Raw genomic sequence first — 21,848 nt, forward strand, 5'->3', positions numbered from 1 at the left:
TAGGGGCCCCGCTGGCGTTGGCGCGCCGGCGGGGCTTCCCTGCGTTTAGAGGGCCGGATGGTCCGGCTCGTCGACGAGTTGCGGCATGTCAGGGTTCTCTTCCATCCACCGCAGGAAGTCCTGAAGGAGCGCTTCGGCCTCGCAAGGAAGGCCGCGCGGGTCGGGCGGGGTGGTGGACCATTCGCCGCCCGGTACCCGGTAGACGACGGCGGCATCCGGAGTGACGCCGTGCAGGCTCTGGCCGAAAGCGAGGTAGGAGACGAGGCGTTCGGCGTGGGCTTCGTCGATGGGGCTGGTTTCGATGCGCTCACCGCCGAGGGCTGGTGTCCACTGCACCCCGAACTCGATGCTCATCTCGTGTTCCTCCCAGTTTGTGTGGTGGGCCCCGCCCCTTGTCGGGGAAGACGGGGACGGGGCCCTGGCCTCGACGCCCCTGCCACCCCTCCAGGTGTGGGGGCGCCGACTTCACCCGGGTCTCCCTTGGCAGGCACCCAGCCAGGGGAGTGCGCGCATGCCCGGGCAGAAGATCAGGGCGGACGGGGGACGTGTGAGCTGAGACCGAAGATCCCGCGTGCCATGGGGCATTTGCCTCTCGATATGGGCTGGCCGCTGTAGTACTGCAGTTCGCGGGCGCCCCAGTAGGTGCCGACGTACATGCTCCACAGCGACTCAAGCCCCGCCCCGCACCGCTGGCACCGGGGGTCTGGCGTCATGACGTTTCCTCGGTGTGAGGGTCGGCCTGCTTCGCGAGCTGCTCGGCGAACGCTTCGTAGTTGCCGCTGAAGAACCCGGCCACCACGCCCGCGTCTGCTTGCGCGTCGGTGATGGGCGCCCGTTTGGCTGCGCTCCAGCGGCCTGTGGCGGCGTCGTAGGTGATGCGCCACCCCGGATACATGGACTTCAGGGCTTTCAGCTGAGCCTCGACGCACGGTTCCACAAGGTGCCTCTGGATTGCATGCTGCATGGTCATGACGCCGCCCTCGCTGCCCGCTCGTTCTGATCGACAAGGAGCTTGGACAGGTCGGCGGGAGTGTCAGCGTCCACCGTGCGGGCGCATCCGACGTTGTCTTGCGCTTTAGTGATCGGAGCGTGGCGGGTGGCCCACCAGCGTCCGGTGTCGCTGCGCCAGATCGTCCAGCCGGTGAATTTTTGGGCGAGTAGGTCGAGGGCGGTGACCTCGGCAGCGGCGCTCATGATGCAACCCGTAGAGCTTGATCGTTACTGTGCCATGCAGTTGCATGGTGTAGCAGGGTCTCGTCTGCACCTTCCCGCTTACGCAGGCAGTGGTGTGACGCTCTACCGTCTGCACCATGATCAAAAAGGTGGATGGGGAGGTCGTCTGGGAGACCGACCGCGCCATATGGAAGCAGCTCGCAGACGAGCTGCGCCGCCGCATCCGAGACGGAGAGTACAAACCCCGGTACCCCATCCCCAGCCTCACCCAGCTGCACCAGGAATTCGGGGCCGCAAAAAACACGATTCGCAAGGTCATCGACCGGTTGGCCCAGGAGGGGTACGTCCGCCCGGAGCAAGGTGTCGCGACCTTCGTCCGGCCTCAGGCCGACTGGCCGGCCCAGGGCGACGAGTAGCGTCATGGCTTGACCTCCGCCAGTAGGCGTTCTTCGGCGCGGAGCCGCTCAGCCAGCTCGGTAAGAGAGTCCCCGGATAGGTAGAGCTTCGCTCCGGCTTTGATTTGCGGTGTTGTCGGCCGGTCCGTGCGGATGGCCCAGTGCTGGTGAATGCCGGATTCTCGGAGGGTCCATCTGGGGAACTCTTCATGCAGCGTCTTGGCGCTCGCCGGTAATGGCGTCATGCTTGCCTCACTCCCCGTGATGGGTTCCACTCTCATGGTTGTATGGGTATCAGAAAAAGGCAATACTGAAATCAGAAATTTCGTATTGTCTAGGTATGCACCCTTTGTCGCCTCGCGGGAACAAGGACGGCACATGACCGAACACAGCCCCACCGTCAAGCGGAGACAGCTCTCCATGGCTCTGCTCGACCTACGCAAAGCGCGCGGGCTTACCGCCGCCGAGGTCACCAAACGTCTCGACTGGACGCCAAGCAAGCTCACCCGCATCGAGCGCAACGACTGGAAGCTCCCGAACCCGCGAGACATCCGCGACCTACTCGACACCTACGACGTGACCGACGAGAACGAGCGTGCGGCGCTCATCGATCTCGCCAAACAGGCACGTCAACGCGGGTGGTGGGCTGACTACAAGGACGTGTTCCGCGGCCGGCTACCCGCGTTTGAGGCTGGGGCGGTGGCCTTACGCACCTACGACCCCAATATCCCGGGGCTGTGCCAGACGCCGGACTATATGCGGGCAGTCTTCCGTGCCGGATTCGGCCTCGATGAGTCCACCATCGAGCGTCACGTCGAGGCGCGGCTAGCGAGGCAGGAAATCCTGGAGAGAAGGAATCCTCCCCAACTGATGACTGTGGTCGACGAGGCAGCCCTGCATCGTCTCATCGGCGGCCCTGAGGTCCGGCTCGCCCAGTTGGAGCACCTCATCAAGATGGGTGAGCGGCCAAACGTCACCATTCAGGTGCTGCCCTTCAGCGCGGGCGCTCATCCGGCGATGGCTGGCGGCTTCGTGATCCTGGACTTCGAGGATGTGGCGTCCCCGTCGCTGGTCTACACAGAGACCCCAACCGATGATCTCTATAGGGAAAAGCCCCCGGACCTCCACCGGTATACCGTAATTTTCAGCACGGTGCAGGCGCTGGCGCTGTCCACAGAAGAGTCGGCGCAGCGCATGCAGTCCATGGCCAGAGATCTACAGCAGAGGTAGGCGAATCGTGGAACGAAGCACCACACAGCCTCGCGCGTGGCGGAAGAGCACGCTCTCCGCCCAAGGCGACAACTGTGTCGAGGGAGCCCCCCTCGGCGATGGCGGTTGGGCCGTCCGAGACACCAAAGACCCAGGCGGCCCGGAGCTGTCCTTCGACCGCAGCGAGTGGGGCGCCTTCATCCGCCAGGTGAAGGCCGGCCACTTCGACCAGTAGTCAGCTCCAGTAACGCGTCAGGCCCCGCTCTCCTTTCCGGGGGGAGAACGGGGCCTTTCGTGTAACGAAGCCCTTCGAGCCTAACCAGCGATCGCTGCGACACGCGAGAGCAAGCGGTCGTTCGGTTATGCCCGTTTCGGATGGATCGACCACGACGAAGAGGCTCACCCCGCCCAGGGTGAGCCTCTTGCCGTACTACGGCGACGGCGCGGCCCGACACCCAGCGAGGGATGTTTCCGCGCCGCCGCCTGTCCGATAAACACCTTATGGCCGTGAGAGTGCTCCGATGACCATGGAGTGTCACGGAATCCTGTGTGTCCGATACCGCAACCAGTCGTGACGCTGCGTAGCCGCCTCAAAAGTGCGCGATATTTGCGCGACGCCTCTCAGTCTTCGCTGGCCCCGGTTTGTCTCTCCCGTCTCCCCGCTGCTAGCCTGACCTGCGGCCTAGGCCGAGAGCCCTGGTGTCGGCTATGACCGGATCTGCATGGTAAGGAGAAGGTCTACGGTTCGATTCCGTAAAGGGGCTCGACAGCCTAAAGGCCCTAACCTCCTGGTTAGGGCTTTCGGCTTGGTTGGCCTTGAAGACAGGTAAAGGCGGGCCAGAAAATACTCAAGGTTCCTGACGCGCGGGCGGGCATACTGGGGCGACCCAGAAGAGATCGCCCTGACCTGCACAAGTACGCAGGCACTCTGCGGGTCGGGTATCCTTGCGAGGTCGGTCGATTTCGTCGGCCTCAAGGCGGAGTAGCTCAGCCAGGCAGAGCAAACGGCTCATAATCGTTGTGTCGCCGGTTCAAGTCCGGCCTCCGCTACTACCCATCCGGGGCTTCTCCCACCAGAGAGGTCCTGTCGTGGGTTGTCCACTGTCCAGAACGTAGAAAGGCACTCCCAAGTGGCTGCCACCGACGTTAGGCCGAAGATCACGCTGGCCTGCCAGGAGTGCAAGCACCGCAACTACATCACGCGGAAGAACCGGCGCAACGACCCGGATCGGCTTGAGCTGAAGAAGTACTGCCCGAACTGCAAGACGCACCAGGCGCACCGCGAGACTCGCTAGTCTGCGCGAAGCCTTCCGCCACGGCGGGAGATGAGTGCTTCGGCACGAACACACTCCACGAGAACCGGCGTCCTCAGACGAGGCGCCGGTTTGTCGTATCCGTACAGTTTTGTGGCACGAGCGTTGACCACGGAAGAGATCCGACGCGAGAGCGGGCCGGGCTACGGTTTCCTGGTGGCTCGCCTACCGGTGAACCGCTTTCCGGTAGCTCGCCGCCCGATGTCCCCCCAGGGCACATACTGGAATCTTGTTCTGTTAATGTCTCGTCCGACCCGCCGGTGCCGGCTCCACCGGTTCGATATCCGCAAAGGAGCACGATGGCTCTGAACCGTGACTTCGTCGGGCGGGCGTCCGCGCCCTCCTCGCCGTACGAGGTCAGTCGCGTGAAGATCAAAGAGTTCGCGACGGCGATCGGCGACAACAACCCGATCTACCGGGACAGGGAGGCCGCCCAGGCCGCGGGGTATCCCGACGTGATCGCGCCGCCGACCTTCCCCATCGTGTTCAGCCTGGCCGGAGGGTCGATCCTGACCGACCCCGAGCTCGGTCTGAACCTCGCCATGGTGGTCCACGGCGAGCAGCGCTTCGAGTACCGGCGGCCGATCCACGCCGGGGACGAGCTGGTCAGCGTCTCCACCGTGACCGACATCCGCAGCATCGGCCGCAACGAGCTGATCACCGTCAAGAGCGACGTCAGCACCGTCGACGGCGAGTTCGTGTGCACGGCCTACAACACCATCGTCGAGCGTGGAGGGGCGGGCTGACATGGCCGCGACGGTCAAGTACGACGAGGTCGAGACGGGCCAGCAGATCCCGCCCGCCGAATACGCGGTACGCCGCGCCAACCTGGTGATGTACGCCGGGGCCTCGGGTGACTTCAACCCCATCCACTGGAACGAGCGCTTCGCCAAGACCGTCGGGCTTCCCGACGTCATCGCGCACGGCATGTTCACCATGGCGCAGGGCGGCCGGTTCGTCACCGACTGGGTGGGCGACCCCGGCGCGGTCGTCGACTACGGGGTGCGGTTCTCCTCCATGGTGGTCGTCCCCGACGACGACCAGGGCGCCGTCATCACGGTGAGCGGGGTCGTCGAGGAGAAGCTCGAGGACAAGCGCGTGGTGGTCGCCCTGACCGCCAGGTCCAACGACTCCCGCGTCCTGTCCAAGGCCCGCGCGGTGGTCCAGCTGTCGTAGGCGCCCTGCCGTAGCGCCCTGTCGCGGGCGCCGCCGGTGCCCGGCCGGCCCGGTACGGCCCGGAGCCGGTTCGGGATGCGGTGGCGGGGCTCGCGCCCGGGCGGCCCGCGCCGGTTCCCCGGTACGCCGGTACGGTTCACGGCGAGGTCGGGGCGTGGTCCGCCGGTACGGCTCACCGCGGGTCAGGTCGTGGTCCGCCGACCTGGCCGTGGTTCACGGCATGCTCGTGGGCCGGGGCCGAATCTTCTCCCCTTCCGGGGGTAGCTCCCCAGCATGAGCGAAGTACCTCCTAACGTGACCGGCCTGGCCGAGCGGCGGGCCAAGGCGCTAGCCGAGCACGATCATGCCGCCTCCGACGCGCTCCGTGACGAGATCAGAACCGAGGGCTGGCTCGTCCGGGACACCGCGGACGGCTTCGAGCTCATCCCCTCTCCCTCCTTCGACGTGTGGCCCACGGTGAGTTCCCTGCCCGAGGGGGGTTCCCCGGGAGCGGAACGAGGCGGTTCGAGCGGCGGGCCGGGAACGTCCACGGCCCCCGGACGGACGAGCGCCACGAGCGGGGCCGCCGGGGTCGACGGGAATGCCGAGGGCACGGGAGACACGGGGGACGCGGGGGGCGTAGGAGACGCAGGGAAAACCTCCACCGGACGGGACGACTCGGCCGACCCCGGGCGGGTCGCCGAGGCCGCGGATCCCGGACGCCACCCGGGGCGGCTCGGTGACCTGGACGCCGAGCGGGTCGCCGAGACCGAGGCGGCGCCCCAGCAGACGCCCGAGGGGTCGGAGCTGGTCGGCCGGGCCGACGATCTCGACGGCCATCCCGAGCGGATGGTCTCCTCCCAGCTGCTGTGGGACGGCAGCCTGTCGGTCTCCCGGCTCGACGAGACCATCGTTCCCCCGGCCGGCGTCGAGGAGCCGAGGGCCGCGCGGCCGACGGTGACCGTCGCCCTGCTGGTCGACGGCCGTCCCGACGAGCTGCGCGAGTGCGTACGCGCCCTGGTCGCCCGTACGGAGGCGAGGATCCTCGCCCTCGACCTGGGAGACGTGGACGGCGCGGGAGCGGTCCTGCAGGAGCTGGTGGAGGAGTTCCCCCGCCGGGTGGAGGCCTGGCACGTGGCCGAGACGCCGCACTGGAAGGGCGGCTCCGCGGGGTGGGGCGAGAGCCGCGACAGGTTGCTGCGCCTCGACACCTCGGACGTGCACGTCGTCATGGACACCTCCGTGGTCCTGGACGGCGACGCCGTCACCCCGCTGGTCAAGGCGCTGGACGATGATGTGACCGCGGCCGGGTGGAAGGGGATGAATCCCCGCGAGGACGGCAAGGAATGGCTGGAGGCCGAGCCCGGCGAGGTCCGGGGGCTGCTCGGCCACCTGTTCGCGGTCAGGCGCGACACCGCGCTCGCCGCGGGCGGCTTCCCCGCCGACGTCCGCTACTACCGCAACGCCGACCTGGAGTTCTCGCTCAGGCTGCCCGGCACTCTCGTCGCCCTGGGGAAGGACCTCCCGGTCCACCAGGAGCGGCACCGCCGCGACGACGGCGCGGACCCCGAATACCGCGACGGGGAGTCCCGGCGAACCTACGACCGGGTGCTGAGGCTGCTGCGCTCCCCGTAGGCTGGTCGCGGATTTCGGCCGGGTCGCCGGGTGGTCGCGGGTGGGGAAAAGCGCATGACGGAGCGGGTGGCGGGGGTGCGGCTGGCGCCGTACACGACGCTGGGGCTGGGGGGACCGGCCGGGGCGTTCGTGGAGGCGGGGTCGTCCGAGGAGATCGTCGAGCTGGTGGCGGCGGCCGACCGGGCGGGCGAGCCGGTGCTCGTGCTGGGGGGCGGCAGCAATCTGGTCGTCTCCGACGAGGGCTTCGACGGACTGGTCGTGCGCGTCGCCTCCCGGGGCGTCGAGGTCGAGGGGGACCTGGTCACCGCGCAGGCGGGCGAGGACTGGGACGCCCTGGTCGAGCGCGCGGTGCGTGAGGGCCGGTCGGGCGTGGAGTGCCTGTCCGGCATCCCCGGGCTGGTCGGGTCCACGCCGATCCAGAACGTCGGCGCCTACGGGCAGGACGTCTCCCAGACGATCACCGCCGTCCGGGCCTACGACCGCCGGACCGGTGAGGTGCGGGACCTGGCCGCGCGGGAGTGCGGATTCGCCTACCGGCACAGCGCGTTCAAGGAAGACCTGGGGCGATACGTCGTGCTCGCGGTCACCTACGAGCTGGCCGGGGACGCGCTGTCCGGCCCGGTCGCCTACCGGGAGCTGGCCTCCCGGCTGGGGGTCGCCCTGGGCGACCGGGTGCCGCTCGCGGAGGCCCGGGCGGCGGTGCTGGAGCTGCGCGCGGGCAAGGGCATGGTCCTGGACGCCGCCGACCCGGACACCCGCAGCGCGGGGTCGTTCTTCACCAACCCGGTCCTGACCACCGCGCAGGCCGCGGAGCTGGAACTGCGGGCGCCGGGGTTCCCCCGCTGGGACATGCCGGAGGGGGCCGTCAAGGTCCCGGCGGCGTGGTTGATCGAGAACGCCGGGTTCCCGAAGGGCTACCGGCGCGGCCCGGCCCGTATTTCCACCAAGCACACCCTTGCCATGACAAATCCGGAAATGGTGGCCTCGACGGAGGAGCTCCTCGACCTCGCCCGCGAGGTCAGGGACGGCGTCCTGGAGAAGTTCGGCGTCACCCTGGTCAACGAGCCCGTGATGGTCGGCACCCGGCTCTGAGGTTCTCGGGATTCCGGGCTCTTCCGAAATTCTCCCGAGGCTCCTCCAGGTCCTCCGGGCACTCCCCGGCGTCCTCCGAGGTTCCGTGAAGGTCCTGTGAGGCCCTCCGGGGTTGTGAGATCCTCCGAAGTCTCCGAGGTCCGTGAGGTCCTCCGGGGTCCTCCGGGGGGCGGGAATGGGCATCCGATTTCTGTTGATATGGTCTGATGGAAAGACCCGAAGGGGAGTAGTCCCAATCGCGTGATCGACATGCTGGCGCCTGAGGCGCCCGGTCGCGCGGGCCCTGGATCCGGCCGGTTCGGCCCGGCTCCATGGCGGACGAGACCTTCGGCCTGGCAGGCATTGATGGATGCCGCCGGGCCGAAGACGTGCCCGAGACTCCCCGGGTCCCGCCCTTCCGCCCGGCTGCGTATGCGGGAAGGGCACCCTCGTTGGAAGCGTTCTGGATCAGTCTCGCCGTGATCTTCGTCGCCGAACTCGGCGACAAGAGCCAGCTCATGGCCATGACCTTCGCCACCCGGTTCAAACCGTGGCCGGTCCTCGCCGGAATCACCCTGGCCACCGCGGTGGTTCACCTGTTCAGCGTCGCCCTGGGCGGACTGGTCGGCGATTTTCTCCCCACCACGGCGATCACGATCATCGCCGGCATCGCCTTTCTGGGCTTCGCGCTGTGGACGCTGCGCGGGGACGAGCTGACCGAGGAGGAGTCGCGAAAGGCGCGGCGCACCACCCGGTCGGCGATCATCGCCGTGACCGTCGCCTTCTTCCTCGCCGAACTGGGTGACAAGACGATGCTCGCGACCATCACGCTCGCCACCCAGCACGGCTGGTTCGGCACGTGGATCGGCTCGACGGTGGGCATGGTCGCCGCCGACGCCCTGGCCATCGTGGTCGGCCGGATGCTCGGCAAGCACCTGCCGGAGAGAACCATCCGCTACGGTGCCGCCGCGGCCTTCGCCGTCTTCGGTGTGATCCTGCTGCTCGAACCGCTGTTCGTCTGATCAGGGCCAGTACGGCCGCGCGTGCTCGGCGGCGGCGGCGATCGCCGCGCCGTACCGTCTTCCCCTCCGCCGTACCGTCGCCCGGTGATCGCCTCCGCTGAGGGAACGGGAGTGGGAGCGGGAGTCAGCCGATCAGGGCGAGACGGTGGGCGGCCGCGGCCGCCTCGCCACGGGTGGAGACGCCCAGCTTGCCGAGGATATTGGAGACGTGGACGCTCACGGTCTTGGCCGAGATGAACAGCTCGGCGGCGATCTCGCGGTTGGACCGTCCCAGCGCGACCAGCCGGAGCACCTCCAGTTCGCGCGGGGTCAGCGGCGACTCCCCGCCCCCGGCCTGCCCGGTGGTTCCGGCCTGCTCGGTGAGGGAGATCCCGATCCGGCGGGCGAGTGCCTCGATCTCGGTGGCCAGCGGCCGGGTGGAGAGCGCCACGGCGATCGGGTGGGCCGCGCGCAGCCGGGACGCGGCACCGTCGCGGTCACCGGCGCCGGCCGCCGTCCGTCCCCCGTGCAGCAGCGACTTCGCCTGGGGGAAGGGGCGGCCCAGCCGTTCCCAGGCGGCGGCAGCGGCGTCGTGGTCGCGGATGAGTCCGAGCCGGTAGGCCTCGGCGACGGGGCTGTCCACGGCCATCGTCGCCGCGGCCTTCTCAACGTGGGCACGCAGCGCCGCCACCCGTTCGGGCGCGAGCTCCTCGACCGTCTCGCAGATGCCGCCGAGCAGGCCGAACGTCCGCCAGCCCAGCATGGGCTTGCTCGTGATCTGCGCCTCACGGGCGACCCGCTCGGCGACCTCCAGCGCGGCCAGCGGCTCCCCGCCGAGCATGTGCAGGCCGATCATGAGCCGGGCGTTGGCGGTCAGCTCCTGCATGAACTCCTCGGGGACGGTGCCGAAGGCGCCGACCTCGTCCAGGACGGATCTGAGCACGCCCGTCTCGCCGCGGGCGACCGCCACGTCCCCGCGGACCCGCCGCAGGTGGTGGCGGGTGCGCAGGGTGGGGTCCTTGCCGAGGATCCGCTCGACCAGCTCGGCGGCCTCGTCGAACCTGCCCAGCGCCTCCAGCGCCTCGGCCCGGTTGTTGGCGATGAACGTGCCCTGGTCCCGGTAGCGGCCGTACTTCCTCGCCAGCCGCTCCCCTTCGATCGCGAGCTCGATCGCCTCGGCGGAGCGGCCCATGTTGTTCAGCGCGTCCACGTTGTTGGCGATGGCGCGCAGGACGCTGCGGCCGGACTCGACACGCTCGCCGATCGCCTGCGCGGTCTCGTTGAGCTCGATCGTGGCCTCGATACGCCCCGCGATCGAGTGGCCCAGCGCGAGGTTGAGCAGCAGCTCCGCCTCCAGGGGCCCCTCGCCGTGCTCGCGGGCGATCCGCAGCGCCTCCTCGGTGTGCGCCGTCCCCTCCGCCAGCTCGCCGCTGAATATCAGGTACGAGCCCAGCTTGGACAGCACCTCGGCGCGCTCCAGCCCCGGCTCGGGGACCAGCCGCTCGGCGTAGCGCAGATCGTCGAGCACTCCGGGCCGCCGCCTGGCCTTCTTGAACTGCGACCTCCGTACGACCAGGTTCGCCACCCGGGCGGGCTCGGTCCGCTCGTCGAGCTCCTGCAGCGCGGCCTTGACGAACTTGCTGCCCCGGTCGACCTCCCCGCACGCGCTCGCGGCCTCGGCGGCCTGCTCCAGGACGGTGGTGTGGTCCACGCCGATGCGCTCGGCGGCGTCGGGGACCTTGCTCCACAGCGTGAGCACCCGCTCCAGCAGCTGCAGCATCTCCCGGTGGGCGAAGGTCTTGGCGGCCTTGCCCGCCGCCTCCCAGGCGGAGATGAGGGCCCAGAGGTCGTCGCGGGCGGAGTGCCAGTGGTGGGCGATCTCGATGGCGGCCCGGCCGGGAGGCACCAGCGTGCGGTCCTTGCCGATCTCCTCGGCGAAGCGGGCGTGCAGCCGTACGTGCTCGCCGGGCAGGAGCTCGTCGTGCACGGCCTCGCGGATCAGCGCGTGCCGGAAGACGTAGGCGCGGCCGTCGGCGACCTGCAGCACGTTGGCGGCGATCGCGGTGCGCAGCGCGTCGTCGAGCTCGACGTCCGACAGCGCGCTGACCGCGACGAGCAGGGCGTGGCTCACCCGGATGCCGCCGGCGGCGGCGATGCGCAGCACCCGCTGCGTCTCCTCGGGGAGCCGCTCCACGGAGCCGATGATCAGATCGTGCAGGGAGTCGGGGAAGGTGCATTCGCCGCCGCACTCCATCAGCGCCTCGACGAACAGCGGGATGCCCTCGCTGCGCTGGAAGACCTTGTCGACCAGGACGAACTCGGGCGCGGTGCCGAGGATGCCGGCCATCTGGGCGGCCACCTCGGACCGGGTGAGCCGGGGCAGGTCCATCCGGAGGACCCCGTCCAGCCGGCCGAGCTCGGCGAGCACCGGCCGGAGCGGGTGCTGGCGGTGAAGCTCGTCGGAGCGGTAGGTGAGGACCATCAGCACGGGAGCGGTGCGGAGGTTCCGGCTGAGGAAGGCGATCAGGTCGCGGCTGGAGCTGTCGGCCCAGTGGACGTCCTCGATGAGGAGGATCACCGGGCGGCGCTCCGCGAGCCGTTCCAGCAGGGTGAGGATCTGTTCGAAGAGCCGGGCGCGGGCGGTGTCGCTCTCCGTGTCGCCGCTCGGCTCGCCGAACTCGGGGAGCAGCCGGGCCAGGTCGCGCGCCCCTCCCTCGGGGAGCAGGGCCGCGACCACCTCGGCGCCGCACTCGCGGACGAGCTGGCGGATCGCCGCGGTGAACGGCGCGTAGGCGAGGCCCTCGGTCGACAGCTCCACGCAGCCCCCGTTGAGCACGTGGGCGCCGTCGACCGTGGCCCGTTCCGCGAAACACCCGATCAGCCGCGACTTGCCGACACCCGCCTCGCCACCGAGCAGCACGGTCACCGCCGCGTCCTTCCGGGCCTGCTCGAACGCCTCGGTCAGGTCCGCGAGCTCCCGCTCCCGCCCCACGAAGACGGGACTTACCGCCCGACCCACCATGTCTGCCAGCATGTCATGCCTTAAAGGTGTGATCTCCCTATTTTTCGCTCGGTGAAATCGGTGGTTCAGGGGGGCAGAGAGGCCCGGCCGGGCAGATGGGAGCGGCCGGGCTCTCGGGACGTGGTCATGCCGGGATGATCTTTCCGAAGAGGCCCCGGCGGCGCTTCTCGGAAGAGTGGGCCTTCCTGTCCTCCTGCGCCTCACGGGCGCGGCGGTAGCTGTCGGCCTCCTGGCGGAGTTCGGTGGTCCGGTGGGCGATCATCTGAAGGTGGAGCTCGGGACCCATGGGGGTTCCTCCCTGGTGTGGCGCCTCGCGGCGCGCTTTCCTTACAGACTCAAGATTCGCCCTAAGGCCCCCGGCCCCACATCGGGAGGATGTCCTATCTCCCGGGCGCTTCTCGCCCCGGCACTACCTAGATCACTCCTAGGCCGTCCCGGGACTACCTAGACGGCACCGATTCGCCTCTCCGGCAGGGGGTCCCGGCCCCGGTGTCTCCCGGAACGGCCCCGCGTCACCGCCGGGTCCCCGGGCGGCGGGGCACCCCCGCGCGCGGGCCGCTCGGCGGATGTTGACGAAAACCGGCAGGGTCGCTGGGCAGGGTCCAGTTTGGAAGTAATCACACCAGTAGGCATGCTGGAGAGGTGTCAACTATGACGACCTCGCTCACCGACGTGGCAACGTCCAACGTCGCGCTGCGAAGCTTCCTGCACGGCCTGCCCGGTGTCGACCGCGTGGGCGCCGACCAGCGCGCCGCGATGCTCGGCACCCGATCCATCAAGACCACGGCCAAGGCCCGGGCCATCGACCTCGCCATCGGCATGGTGGACCTGACGACCCTGGAGGGCGCGGACACCCCGGGCAAGGTCCGCGCGATGTGCGCCAAGGCCGTCCACCCCGACCCGGCCGACCCCTCCGTGCCCAAGGTGGCCGCGGTGTGCGTCTATCCCGACATGGTCGCCGAGGCCGCGGCGGCCGTGAAGGGCTCCGGTGTCAAGGTGGCCAGTGTCGCGACCGCCTTCCCCAGCGGGCGCTCCTCGCTCGACGTCAAGATCGCCGACACCACCTTCGCGGTGGCGGCCGGCGCCGACGAGATCGACATGGTCATCGACCGGGGCGCGTTCCTCTCGGGCGACTACCTCAAGGTCTTCGAGGAGATCGTCGCGATCAAGGCCGCGTGCGGAGACGCCCACCTGAAGGTGATCCTGGAGACCGGCGAGCTGTCCACGTACGACAACGTGCGCCGCGCGTCCTGGCTGGCCATGCTCGCCGGGGGCGACTTCATCAAGACCTCCACCGGAAAGGTGCAGCCGGCCGCGACCCTCCCCGTGACGCTGGTCATGCTGGAGGCGGTCCGCGACTTCCTGGCCGCGACCGGCCGCAAGGTCGGGGTGAAGCCCGCGGGCGGCATCAAGACCACCAAGGACGCGATCAAGATGCTCGTCCTGGTCAACGAGACCGTCGGAGACGGCTGGCTCGACCCCGACTGGTTCCGGCTCGGCGCCTCCAGCGTCCTCAACGACCTGCTGATGCAGCGCCAGAAGCTGGCCACCGGCAGGTACGCGGGTCCCGACTACTTCACCCTCGACTAAGGCGTTCACATGTTTGAGTACGCACCGGCGCCCGAGTCGCGTGACGTCGTCGACATCAGGCCGTCCTACGGCCTGTTCATCGGCGGCGAGTGGGTCGACTCCCAGGGTGAGAACCGCAACAAGACCGTCAACCCGGCCTCCGAGGAGGTCCTGGCGGAGGTCGCCTGGGCCACCGAGGCCGACGTCGACCGGGCGGTCCAGGCCGCCCGCAAGGCGTTCGGCGTCTGGTCGGCGATGCCCGGCTCGGAGCGGGCCAAGTACCTGTTCCGGATCGCGCGCATCATCCAGGAGCGTTCGCGCGAGCTGGCCGTGCTGGAGTCCCTGGACAACGGCAAGCCGATCCGCGAGTCCCGCGACGTGGACCTGCCCCTGGTGGCGGCCCACTTCTTCTACTACGCCGGCTGGGCCGACAAGCTCGGCTACGCCGGGTACGGCCCCGCCCCGCGCCCGCTCGGGGTGGCCGGCCAGGTCATCCCGTGGAACTTCCCGCTGCTCATGCTCGCGTGGAAGATCGCGCCCGCGCTGGCCTGCGGCAACACGGTCGTCCTCAAGCCCGCGGAGACCACCCCGCTGACCGCGCTGCTGTTCGCGGAGATCTGCGCGCAGGCCGACCTGCCGCCCGGCGTGGTCAACATCGTGACCGGCGCGGGCGAGACCGGCGCCGCCCTGGTGAACCACCCCGACGTGAACAAGGTGGCCTTCACCGGCTCCACCGAGGTCGGCCGCCAGATCGCCAGGTCGGTCGCGGGCACCGGCAAGAAGGTCACCCTGGAGCTCGGCGGCAAGGCCGCGAACATCGTCTTCGAGGACGCCGCGCTCGACCAGGCCGTCGAGGGCATCGTCAACGGGATCTTCTTCAACCAGGGTCACGTCTGCTGCGCGGGCTCCCGGCTGCTGGTGCAGGAGTCGATCGAGACGGAGCTGCTCGACGCGCTGAAGCGGCGGCTCGGCACCCTCCGGCTGGGCGACCCGCTGGACAAGAACACCGACATCGGCGCGATCAACTCCGCGGCCCAGCTCGCCAAGATCCGTGAGCTGTCCGACCTGGGGGAGGCGGAGGGCGCCGAGCGCTGGTCCCCGGCCTGCTCGCTGCCCGACAAGGGCTTCTGGTTCCCGCCGACCATCTTCACCGGCGTGGCCCAGTCGCACCGGATCGCCCGCGAGGAGGTCTTCGGGCCGGTCCTGTCCGTGCTGACCTTCCGTACCCCGGCCGAGGCGGTGGAGAAGGCCAACAACACCCCGTTCGGCCTGTCGGCGGGCGTGTGGACGGAGAAGGGCTCGCGCATCCTGTGGATGGCGGACAGGCTCCGCGCCGGCGTCGTCTGGGCCAACACCTTCAACCGGTTCGACCCCACCTCGCCGTTCGGCGGCTACAAGGAGTCCGGGTATGGGCGCGAGGGCGGGCGGCACGGGCTGGAGGCGTATCTCGATGTGTGAGCATCACAGGGCGAAACGCCGGCCCCGCCGTGCCCAGAGCACCCGGGGCCACGGCTTCGCCCGCGCCGGACGGCCGGTGCTGCGGGGCTGGTTCGCCCACCGGTGCGGCGTGAGCCGCTGCGGTCAGATCTTCGTGCCGGCCCGGCTGGCGCAGCAGGAGAGCTCGTGGAGAGGGCTGGGAAATGAGTAAGGCGGAGCGGCCGGGCCGGGCACGGGCGGGCAAGCAGGCCGGTGCCCCCGCGGCGGACGGTACGAGCGAGGACGTCGCGGGCCGCGCGGGAAACCGGGCCGGCGAGGGTGGCGGAGGCGTCGGGGGCGGCGAGGGCCAAGGGCCCGCGCGGCTCGCCGTGCGCAAGACGTACAAGCTGTACATCGGCGGGGCGTTCCCGCGCTCCGAGAGCGGAAGGTCCTACGCCGTGGCCTCCTCCAGGGGCGACTTCCTCGCCAACGCCTCCAGGGCCTCCCGCAAGGACGCCCGCGACGCGGTGACGGCCGCGCGCAAGGCCTTCGGCGGCTGGTCGGGCGCCACCGCGTACAACCGGGGGCAGATCCTCTACCGCGTCGCCGAGATGCTGGAGGGCCGCCGGGCCCAGTTCGTCGCCGAGCTGGCGGAGACCGGGACGAAGAAGGCCGGGGAGGTCGTGGACGCGGCCGTCGACCGGCTGGTCTGGTACGCGGGGTGGTCCGACAAGATCGCCGCCGTCGCCGGGTCCACCAACCCGGTCGCCGGGCCCTATTTCAACATCTCCTCGCCGGAGCCGACCGGCGTGGTCGCGGTGGTGGCCCCCGACGAGCCGCTGCTGGGGCTCGTCTCGGTGATCGCCCCGGTGATCGTCACGGGCAACACCTGCGTCGTGATCGCGAGCGAGCGCGCCCCGCTGCCCTCGATCACCCTGGCGGAGGTGCTCGCCACCTCGGACCTGCCCGGCGGGGTGGTGAACATCCTCACCGGCTCGGTCGCCGAGATCGCCCCCTGGCTGGCCGCGCACATGGACGTCAACGCCCTCGACCTCACCGGGGTCGCCGACGAGAGCCTGGCGGTCACGTGCGAGGAGGCGGCGGCGGAGAACCTCAAGCGGGTCTTCCGCCCCGCGGCGACCGACTGGTCCGCCGACCCCGGCACCAGGCGCCTGACGGCCTTCCTGGAGACCAAGACCGTCTGGCACCCCACCGGCGTCTGACGCGCCCGGCCTGACGCGCGTCAGGCCCCGTCAGGCCCCGCCGGGCCCCGCCAGGCTCCGTCGCGTCCGGTCCGCGACGCCCGGTTCGCCCGGTCCGCCAGGTCCGGCGCGCCAGGCGTCGCCGGGCCCGTCCCGCCGGGTCCGGCCTGGCGGGACCGGCGGGGCCGGTGGTCAGGTGAGCGGGGCGTGGCGGGTCCAGGGGCGGGCGGCCTCCAGCTGGCCGGCCAGGGCCAGGAGTTGCGCCTCGCCGCCCGGTGCCGCGACGAGCTGGACCCCGATCGGCGTGCCGTTGGAGTGCCTGCCGTACGGGACGTTCATGGCCGGCCAGCCGGCCATGTTCCAGGCCGCGGTGGCGGGCGCGTACGCCAGGTTGACGCGGGCGTTGGCCAGCAGCCCCCGGCGGCCCCAGCGCTCGGCGGGCGGCGGCACGGCGGCGAGCGTCGGGGTGACGAGCACGTCGGCGTTCCCGAACCACTGGTCGGCGCCGTACGCGCGCCAGCGGTCGCGGCCCGCCGCGCCGTCCGCCCCGAACCTGGCGAGCAGCCGGCCCATCCTCGCCAGGGACCTGGTGCGCCGCTCCAGCCCGCGCGGGTCGAGGCCTTCGACGTCGCCCCTGGCGCACGCGAACCAGGTGGCCACGGCGGCGGCGCCGACCCGGAGGGACATCCGCTCGGGGTGGTCCACCACGGTGTGCCCCGCCGCGCCCAGCGCCTCCGCAGCCTCGGTCACCGCCCGCTGGAACTCGGCGTCCACCGAGAGTCCCGGCGGCAGCGGCATCGGCGCGACCGCGACCCGGAGCCTCAGCGGTTCCGACAGGGTCAGCCCGCCCGGGTAGTCGTCGATGGCGCGGCCCACGCCCAGGGCCTCGCTCTCCCCGGGCGTCGCCAGCGACATGTCGCCCGCCATGACGGCGAGGGCGAGGGCGAGGTCGGCCACGGTGGTGGCCAGCGGCCCGTTCTCCGACATCCCGTACCAGTCGTGCTCCGGCGGCGGGACCAGCCCGTGTCCCGGCTTGATCGAGAGCAGGCCGCAGCAGGCGGCGGGGATGCGCAGCGAGCCCAGCCCGTCGTTGCCGTGGGCCAGCGGGACCATGCCCGCCGCCACGGCCGCCGCGCTCCCGCCCGAGGAGCCGCCGGCGGTGCGGCTCGGGTCCCACGGGTTGCGGGTGACGCCGTACACGCTGTCGGAGAATCCGGCCAGGCACAGCTCCGGCACGTTGGTGATGCCGACGATCACCGCGCCCGCCGCCCTCAGCCTGGCGACCACGGGATGATCCTCGTCCGCGGGCACGTCGGGCGTCGCCGCCGAACCGTTGCGCGACGCCTCCCCGCGGGTCGCGACATTGTCCTTGATCGCGATCGGCACCCCGGCGAGCGGCAGCCCGGACAGGTCCTCCCGCCCCTGCAGGGCTCGCGCCTCGGCCAGCGCCCGCTCGGCGAGGACCACGCGGAACGCCCCGACCCGCCCGTCGCGCTCGGCGATGGCGTCGAGGTGCTCGGCGACCACCACGGGTGCCGTGACCTTCCCCCGTCGCACGGCATCCGCGATCTCCACTGCGGAACTTCCCACCCACGACATGCACCGAGTGTGGTCTGGCGAATGCGTAAGGGGAAGCGCCCTACGTCTCAATCAGATGACTTGTCCGGCTCATCGGCGTTATTTCGCCCGGCGCTCCCGGGCTTCCGGCATCCCCGAGCCCCGGCGCTCCCGGGCTTCCGGCCCGCCGGGGTCAGCGGCGGGGGTTGGTGCGGCGGGTGGCGGTGGCCGACAGGGGATCGTCGGGCCAGGGATGCCGGGGATAGCGCCCGCGGAGCTCGGCGCGGACCGCGCGGTAGCCCTCGCGCCAGAAGGAGGCCAGGTCGGCGGTGACGGCGGCCGGGCGGCCCGCGGGGGAGAGCAGGTGGATCACCAGCGGGACCCCGGCGACGCGCGGGGCCTCGGCCCAGCCGAACAGCTCCTGAACCTTGGCGGCCAGCACCGGCTGCTCGCCCGAGTAGTCGATCCTGACCCGCGACCCGCTCGGCACCTCGACCCGCTCCGGGGCCACCTCTGCCAGCCGGGCGTTCCACGGGACCAGGCGGTGCAGCGCGGAGACCACGTCGAGGCGCTCCAGGTCGGACCGGCGGCGGGCCCGCGAGAGCTCGGGCTCCAGCCAGCGGTCGGCCGCGCCGACCAGCGCGTCGTCGTCCGTCGCGGGCCACGGGTCGCCGAGCGTGCGGCGGCAGAAGGCCAGCCGCTCGCGCAGGGCCACGGCCTCGGGCGTCCAGCGCAGGATCGACAGGCCCTCCGCGCGCAGGCCCTCCAGGACGGCGGGCCGCACGTCGGCGCCGCGGAGCGCGCCGCTGGACAGCTCGATCGCGCCCAGCCTCTCCACCCGCCGCGCCGACACGTCGCCGCGCCGTCCTCCCGGCGGGGTGTGCCAGGTGATCTCCTCACCGGAGCTGTACAGGGAGGCCGCGGCGAGCCTGGCGATCTCCTCGTCGATGACCACCGCCTGCCTGATCCTGGCGGACGCCGCTCCGGTAGGCCGGTCGGCGACCGCGACGGCCAGCCACTCCGCCGTCCCCAGCCGCGACCCGCGCGGCAGCTCCGCGGCCGTTCCCGAGGCCATCAGGTACGAGCCGCCGCGCCGCCGCGCCACCCGCTCCGGGTAGGCCAGCGCCACGACCGTCCCGGCCACGGCGTCGTCGCCCCCGGCCGCCCCGCCGTTCCCCGGCCGGGCGGCACCCTCCGCTTTCCGGCCCGTACGCCGGGCGGTGCCGGGTACGGCCCGCGCCAGGCGTCCCGCCTCCTGGCGCCAGCGGGCGGAGAAACCGTCACCGCCCTGGCGCGCGGAGCGCCAGACCGCCACCAGGTCGTCGCCCGCGTCCCTGGGCAGTTGCTCCGACAGCAGCGCCACGACCTCGGCGGCCCGGGAACCGGCGTCGATCCCGTCCGTGCCGGTGGCCGTACCGGCTGTACCGGCTGTACCGGCGTCGATCAGGGCCCGTGCCAGGCGCGGATGGACCCCGACCCCGGCCATCCGCCGTCCCCGGTCGGTCACCCGGCCCACGGGAGGAAGATCCGGCGAGTGCTCCGGCGCGCCCGGTGGCCGCGTGGTGCCGGGGGAGTCCAGGGCGCCCAGGGCGTACAGGGTGCGGCGGGCGGCGTCCATCGCGGCGGGCGGCGGCGCGTCGAGCAGGGCCAGGCCGGTGGCGGCCGGATCGCCCCAGCAGGCGACCTGGAGGGCGAAGCCGGTCAGGTCGGCGAGCGCGATCTCGGGTCGCGCGTGCTCGGGCAGCCGGTCGTGCTCGGCCCGCGACCAGCACCGGTAGACCACGCCCGGCGCCTCGCGGCCCGCCCGCCCCGCCCGCTGGACGGCCGAGGCCCGGGAGGCGCGGACGGTGGTGAGCGAACCGAGACCGCGCGCGTGGTCGGTGCGGGGCTCCCTGGCCAGGCCGGAGTCGACCACGATCCGTACGCCCGGCACGGTCAGGCTCGACTCGGCGACCGAGGTGGCGAGCACCACCCTCCTCCCGTCGCCCGGGGACAGGACCGCGTCCTGGACGCGGGCCGGGGCTTGGCCGTGCACCTGGAGGACCTCGACGCCGGGGAGCATCGCGGCCACCCGGCCGATCTCGCCGACGCCCGGCAGGAAGCAGAGCACGTCCCCCTCGTGCTCGGCCAGCGCGCGCCGTACGACACCGGCGACGTGGGCCAGGAACGCCGGGTCCACCCGCATGCCGTGGGGCGGTGCGACGGGCCCGGTGGGCGGTGCCCAGACAGGCGTGACCGGGTGCATGGTGCCGGAGGCGTGCACGATCGGCGCGGGTTCACCGGATTCACCAGATTCACCGGGGATCTTGGAGGGGGCGGCGTCGCCGGGGGAGCCGAGGAGGCGGGCCCAGGGTGCGGCGTCGGCGGTGGCGGAGGTGGCGACGATCCGCAGGTCGGGGCGGAGCGCGGCGCGGACGTCGAGGAGGAACGCCAGCGCGGTGTCGGCGTCCAGGTGGCGCTCGTGGCACTCGTCGAGCAGGACCGCGTCCACGCCCTCGAGCTCGGGGTCGCGCTGGAGCCGCTGCAGGAGGACTCCCGTGGTGACGACCTCGACGACCGTCCTCGGACCGGCCCTGCGCTCGCCGCGTATCGAGAACCCGACCTCCGCCCCCACCTCGGACTCCAGCAGCCACGCCATCCGCCTCGCCGCCGCTCGTACCGCCATCCGCCTCGGCTCGGCCACGATCACCCGCCTGGGCGCCGAGCCGTCGAGGAGCCCGGCCAGCGCGAGCGGGACGAGGGTGGTCTTGCCGGTGCCCGGGGGAGCGGTGAGCACGGCGACGCCCCGCCCGTCCAGCGCCGCGAGCAACTCGGGCAGGGCGTGACGTACGGGCAGGCCGGACCAGTCGGAACGCACCCGTCCAGTGTCCCCGAGTCCGGTACCCGGTGAGACGCCGCCCGAGACGGCCTGATCACCCACATCCTGTCCACAGCCCTGGCCAAGCAGGGCTACCAGCCCTAAGGAGGTGAATCACATGATCAGCATCGGCGACGTCCGCGCGGCCAAGGCCCGCCTGACCGCCCTCACCACCACTCCCCTGCTCACTGCGTAAGGGGCACCGGGTGACGATCCGGCAGCCGCTCACGATCGCGGACGGACTCGCGCACACCACCCCGGCCCCGATCCCGTTCGGCATCAACCGTACGCTGCTCGATCAGGTGATCACCGTCACCGATGCGCAGATCATCGAAGCCATGGCCATCTGCTTCACCCATCTGAAAGTCGTCGTCGAACCCAGCGGCGGGTGCGCGCCGGCGGCGGTCACCTGCGGGCAGATCACCGGCGCCTCCGGCAAGATAGGTGTGGTCTTGTCCGGGGGGAACATCGCCTGGGCCATGTTCCGGGCGCTGATCGGCCGCACTGACGCAAGGGGAAACGATGGGTTGCCTGACTTGCAGGCCGACGACGGCCGCCAACCCCGAGCAGACGCTTCATGACGACGTTGAGATCTACACCCAGTACATGACGCCCGATCTCATCGAGGCGATCGCCTACCGGGGCGCCGACCCCGCTGACGATCCGCGCTGGGCGGAGTCCGGCGCCGCTACCCGCGAGGAGTATGCCCGGTGGGCTCAGCACTGCTGCGGGATGGCCGGCCTCCAGATGATCCTCGATCATCGTGACGGCTACGCGCCGCCGATGATGGAGCTGCTGCGCGGGGTGCTGCCCTACGGCGGCTACGTCGAAGACGGCCAGGGCCGGATCAAGGGCCTGTACTACCAGCCGTTCGCCGACTACGTCCGCGCTGAGCACAGCCTGGACGCGACCGTCCATCCGCACCTGACCATGCAGGAGATCTCCGGCTTACTGGCGGCCGGGTGCTTGGTGATGGCCTCGGTTCACAAGGAGATCCGCCGCCCCGATCTGCCCGCGCCCGGCCGGGGCGGGCACCTGGTCCTGCTCACCGGCCACGACCACGGGCGGATCCACCTGCACAACCCCTCCGGCCACACGCCCGGCGCTCGCCGGGCCAGCCTGCCCGTCGACGTGTTCGAGACGTTCTTCGGTGGCCGTGGCATCGCCCTGCTCGCGCGCTAGGACCTGTTTTGTGGATCATCTGAGCCAGAGCAGTAGGCAGGCGATGGTCACGGCTGATCGGTAGTGGGCGGCGAGCTTGTCGTAGCGGGTG

General features: G+C 71.1%; 21 protein-coding genes, 1 tRNA gene and 1 pseudogene. 15 read left to right on the top strand and 8 right to left on the bottom strand.

The features are described from left to right. Positions 1-45 precede the first annotated feature (45 nt). The 3 genes from AB0F88_RS40385 to AB0F88_RS40395 form a co-directional block, all read right to left on the bottom strand. Positions 46-354, bottom strand: coding sequence for a hypothetical protein (locus tag AB0F88_RS40385; RefSeq protein ID WP_362696694.1), 309 nt, complete (start codon positions 352-354; stop codon positions 46-48). A 355-nt stretch (positions 355-709) separates the two neighbouring features. Next, the gene (locus AB0F88_RS40390; RefSeq protein ID WP_362696695.1) at positions 710-970 is read right to left on the bottom strand and encodes a hypothetical protein; all 261 of its coding nucleotides are present in this window, start codon (positions 968-970) and stop codon (positions 710-712) included. Continuing rightward, the gene (locus AB0F88_RS40395) at positions 967-1,194 is read right to left on the bottom strand and encodes a hypothetical protein (RefSeq protein WP_362696696.1); all 228 of its coding nucleotides are present in this window, start codon (positions 1,192-1,194) and stop codon (positions 967-969) included. The genes AB0F88_RS40390 and AB0F88_RS40395 overlap by 4 nt, the downstream gene beginning before the upstream one ends. 116 nt (positions 1,195-1,310) lie before the next feature. Between AB0F88_RS40395 and AB0F88_RS40400 the strand changes: the two genes are divergently transcribed. Beyond that, positions 1,311-1,589 (top strand): winged helix-turn-helix domain-containing protein, encoded by a 279-nt coding sequence (locus AB0F88_RS40400; protein ID WP_362696698.1) that lies wholly within the window; start codon positions 1,311-1,313, stop codon positions 1,587-1,589. 2 nt (positions 1,590-1,591) lie between these two features. On the opposite strand, the gene AB0F88_RS40405 is transcribed toward AB0F88_RS40400, so the two are convergent. Then, positions 1,592-1,843, bottom strand: coding sequence for a hypothetical protein (locus tag AB0F88_RS40405; RefSeq protein ID WP_362696700.1), 252 nt, complete (start codon positions 1,841-1,843; stop codon positions 1,592-1,594). Positions 1,844-1,946: 103 nt separating this feature from the next. Between AB0F88_RS40405 and AB0F88_RS40410 the strand changes: the two genes are divergently transcribed. From AB0F88_RS40410 to AB0F88_RS40450, 9 genes are all read left to right on the top strand, one after another. After that, positions 1,947-2,798 carry a helix-turn-helix transcriptional regulator gene (locus AB0F88_RS40410; RefSeq protein ID WP_362696702.1) on the top strand — a complete coding sequence of 284 codons (852 nt, stop codon included), beginning with the start codon at positions 1,947-1,949 and terminating at the stop codon, positions 2,796-2,798. A gap of 7 nt (positions 2,799-2,805) precedes the next feature. Then, positions 2,806-3,012 (top strand): DUF397 domain-containing protein, encoded by a 207-nt coding sequence (locus AB0F88_RS40415; RefSeq protein WP_362696704.1) that lies wholly within the window; start codon positions 2,806-2,808, stop codon positions 3,010-3,012. A 741-nt stretch (positions 3,013-3,753) separates the two neighbouring features. Beyond that, positions 3,754-3,827: transfer RNA gene (locus AB0F88_RS40420), tRNA-Met, on the top strand. An 80-nt stretch (positions 3,828-3,907) separates the two neighbouring features. Beyond that, positions 3,908-4,072 (top strand): 50S ribosomal protein L33, encoded by a 165-nt coding sequence (rpmG, locus tag AB0F88_RS40425; protein WP_030921771.1) that lies wholly within the window; start codon positions 3,908-3,910, stop codon positions 4,070-4,072. A 317-nt stretch (positions 4,073-4,389) separates the two neighbouring features. Further along, positions 4,390-4,836, top strand: coding sequence for a MaoC family dehydratase N-terminal domain-containing protein (locus AB0F88_RS40430; RefSeq protein ID WP_362696706.1), 447 nt, complete (start codon positions 4,390-4,392; stop codon positions 4,834-4,836). Between the two features lies 1 nt (position 4,837). Then, positions 4,838-5,266, top strand: coding sequence for a MaoC family dehydratase (locus AB0F88_RS40435; RefSeq protein ID WP_362696708.1), 429 nt, complete (start codon positions 4,838-4,840; stop codon positions 5,264-5,266). Positions 5,267-5,539: 273 nt separating this feature from the next. Continuing rightward, positions 5,540-6,880 (top strand): glycosyltransferase family A protein, encoded by a 1,341-nt coding sequence (locus AB0F88_RS40440; RefSeq protein WP_362696710.1) that lies wholly within the window; start codon positions 5,540-5,542, stop codon positions 6,878-6,880. A gap of 54 nt (positions 6,881-6,934) precedes the next feature. Next, positions 6,935-7,972, top strand: coding sequence for a UDP-N-acetylmuramate dehydrogenase (locus tag AB0F88_RS40445; RefSeq protein ID WP_362696712.1), 1,038 nt, complete (start codon positions 6,935-6,937; stop codon positions 7,970-7,972). Between the two features lie 431 nt (positions 7,973-8,403). Continuing rightward, positions 8,404-8,973, top strand: a complete 570-nt coding sequence (locus tag AB0F88_RS40450; protein ID WP_362696714.1) for a TMEM165/GDT1 family protein — start codon at positions 8,404-8,406, stop codon at positions 8,971-8,973. A 124-nt stretch (positions 8,974-9,097) separates the two neighbouring features. Here AB0F88_RS40450 and AB0F88_RS40455 read toward each other — a convergent pair whose 3' ends face one another. Further along, positions 9,098-11,974, bottom strand: a complete 2,877-nt coding sequence (locus AB0F88_RS40455) for an AAA family ATPase (RefSeq protein ID WP_362696716.1) — start codon at positions 11,972-11,974, stop codon at positions 9,098-9,100. A gap of 124 nt (positions 11,975-12,098) precedes the next feature. Continuing rightward, a complete protein-coding gene (locus AB0F88_RS40460) occupies positions 12,099-12,260 on the bottom strand; it encodes a hypothetical protein (RefSeq protein ID WP_362696718.1) in 162 nt (53 codons plus the stop codon). A 365-nt stretch (positions 12,261-12,625) separates the two neighbouring features. Here AB0F88_RS40460 and deoC point away from each other — a divergent pair, with 365 nt between their 5' ends. From deoC to AB0F88_RS40475, 3 genes are all read left to right on the top strand, one after another. After that, complete coding sequence (gene deoC, locus AB0F88_RS40465; protein WP_362696720.1) at positions 12,626-13,564, top strand: deoxyribose-phosphate aldolase; 939 nt, start codon at positions 12,626-12,628, stop codon at positions 13,562-13,564. A gap of 9 nt (positions 13,565-13,573) precedes the next feature. Then, positions 13,574-15,001 (top strand): aldehyde dehydrogenase family protein, encoded by a 1,428-nt coding sequence (locus tag AB0F88_RS40470; RefSeq protein ID WP_362696722.1) that lies wholly within the window; start codon positions 13,574-13,576, stop codon positions 14,999-15,001. Between the two features lie 182 nt (positions 15,002-15,183). Continuing rightward, positions 15,184-16,182, top strand: coding sequence for an aldehyde dehydrogenase family protein (locus tag AB0F88_RS40475; protein WP_362696724.1), 999 nt, complete (start codon positions 15,184-15,186; stop codon positions 16,180-16,182). A gap of 171 nt (positions 16,183-16,353) precedes the next feature. Here the strand turns inward: AB0F88_RS40475 and AB0F88_RS40480 are convergent, their stop codons facing one another. Together AB0F88_RS40480 and hrpB are read right to left on the bottom strand one after the other, a co-directional pair. Continuing rightward, positions 16,354-17,718 (bottom strand): amidase family protein, encoded by a 1,365-nt coding sequence (locus AB0F88_RS40480; protein ID WP_362696726.1) that lies wholly within the window; start codon positions 17,716-17,718, stop codon positions 16,354-16,356. A 193-nt stretch (positions 17,719-17,911) separates the two neighbouring features. After that, the gene (gene hrpB / locus AB0F88_RS40485) at positions 17,912-20,575 is read right to left on the bottom strand and encodes an ATP-dependent helicase HrpB (RefSeq protein ID WP_362696728.1); all 2,664 of its coding nucleotides are present in this window, start codon (positions 20,573-20,575) and stop codon (positions 17,912-17,914) included. Between the two features lie 179 nt (positions 20,576-20,754). On the opposite strand from hrpB, the pseudogene AB0F88_RS40490 reads away from it, so the two are divergent. Together AB0F88_RS40490 and AB0F88_RS40495 are read left to right on the top strand one after the other, a co-directional pair. After that, a pseudogene (locus AB0F88_RS40490) lies at positions 20,755-21,156 on the top strand (pyridoxal-phosphate dependent enzyme); the annotation flags it as partial. Then, on the top strand, positions 21,098-21,757 hold the full coding sequence (locus AB0F88_RS40495) for a C39 family peptidase (RefSeq protein ID WP_362696730.1): 660 nt from the start codon (positions 21,098-21,100) through the stop codon (positions 21,755-21,757). The pseudogene AB0F88_RS40490 and the gene AB0F88_RS40495, both read left to right, overlap by 59 nt. Positions 21,758-21,848 lie beyond the last annotated feature (91 nt).

Source organism: Streptosporangium sp. NPDC023963 (assembly GCF_040639135.1).
In the GTDB taxonomy this organism is placed as follows: Bacteria; Actinomycetota; Actinomycetes; order Streptosporangiales; family Streptosporangiaceae; genus Streptosporangium.

Coding starts and splice junctions, on each gene's coding strand:
- AB0F88_RS40385 (WP_362696694.1), bottom strand. CDS start 354: ATGAGCATCGAGTTCGGGGTGCAGTGGACACCAGCCCTCGGCGGTGAG.
- AB0F88_RS40390 (WP_362696695.1), bottom strand. CDS start 970: ATGACCATGCAGCATGCAATCCAGAGGCACCTTGTGGAACCGTGCGTC.
- AB0F88_RS40395 (WP_362696696.1), bottom strand. CDS start 1,194: ATGAGCGCCGCTGCCGAGGTCACCGCCCTCGACCTACTCGCCCAAAAA.
- AB0F88_RS40400 (WP_362696698.1), top strand. CDS start 1,311: ATGATCAAAAAGGTGGATGGGGAGGTCGTCTGGGAGACCGACCGCGCC.
- AB0F88_RS40410 (WP_362696702.1), top strand. CDS start 1,947: ATGACCGAACACAGCCCCACCGTCAAGCGGAGACAGCTCTCCATGGCT.
- AB0F88_RS40430 (WP_362696706.1), top strand. CDS start 4,390: ATGGCTCTGAACCGTGACTTCGTCGGGCGGGCGTCCGCGCCCTCCTCG.
- AB0F88_RS40435 (WP_362696708.1), top strand. CDS start 4,838: ATGGCCGCGACGGTCAAGTACGACGAGGTCGAGACGGGCCAGCAGATC.
- AB0F88_RS40440 (WP_362696710.1), top strand. CDS start 5,540: ATGAGCGAAGTACCTCCTAACGTGACCGGCCTGGCCGAGCGGCGGGCC.
- AB0F88_RS40445 (WP_362696712.1), top strand. CDS start 6,935: ATGACGGAGCGGGTGGCGGGGGTGCGGCTGGCGCCGTACACGACGCTG.
- AB0F88_RS40455 (WP_362696716.1), bottom strand. CDS start 11,974: ATGGTGGGTCGGGCGGTAAGTCCCGTCTTCGTGGGGCGGGAGCGGGAG.
- AB0F88_RS40460 (WP_362696718.1), bottom strand. CDS start 12,260: ATGGGTCCCGAGCTCCACCTTCAGATGATCGCCCACCGGACCACCGAA.
- deoC (WP_362696720.1), top strand. CDS start 12,626: ATGACGACCTCGCTCACCGACGTGGCAACGTCCAACGTCGCGCTGCGA.
- AB0F88_RS40470 (WP_362696722.1), top strand. CDS start 13,574: ATGTTTGAGTACGCACCGGCGCCCGAGTCGCGTGACGTCGTCGACATC.
- AB0F88_RS40475 (WP_362696724.1), top strand. CDS start 15,184: ATGAGTAAGGCGGAGCGGCCGGGCCGGGCACGGGCGGGCAAGCAGGCC.
- AB0F88_RS40495 (WP_362696730.1), top strand. CDS start 21,098: ATGGGTTGCCTGACTTGCAGGCCGACGACGGCCGCCAACCCCGAGCAG.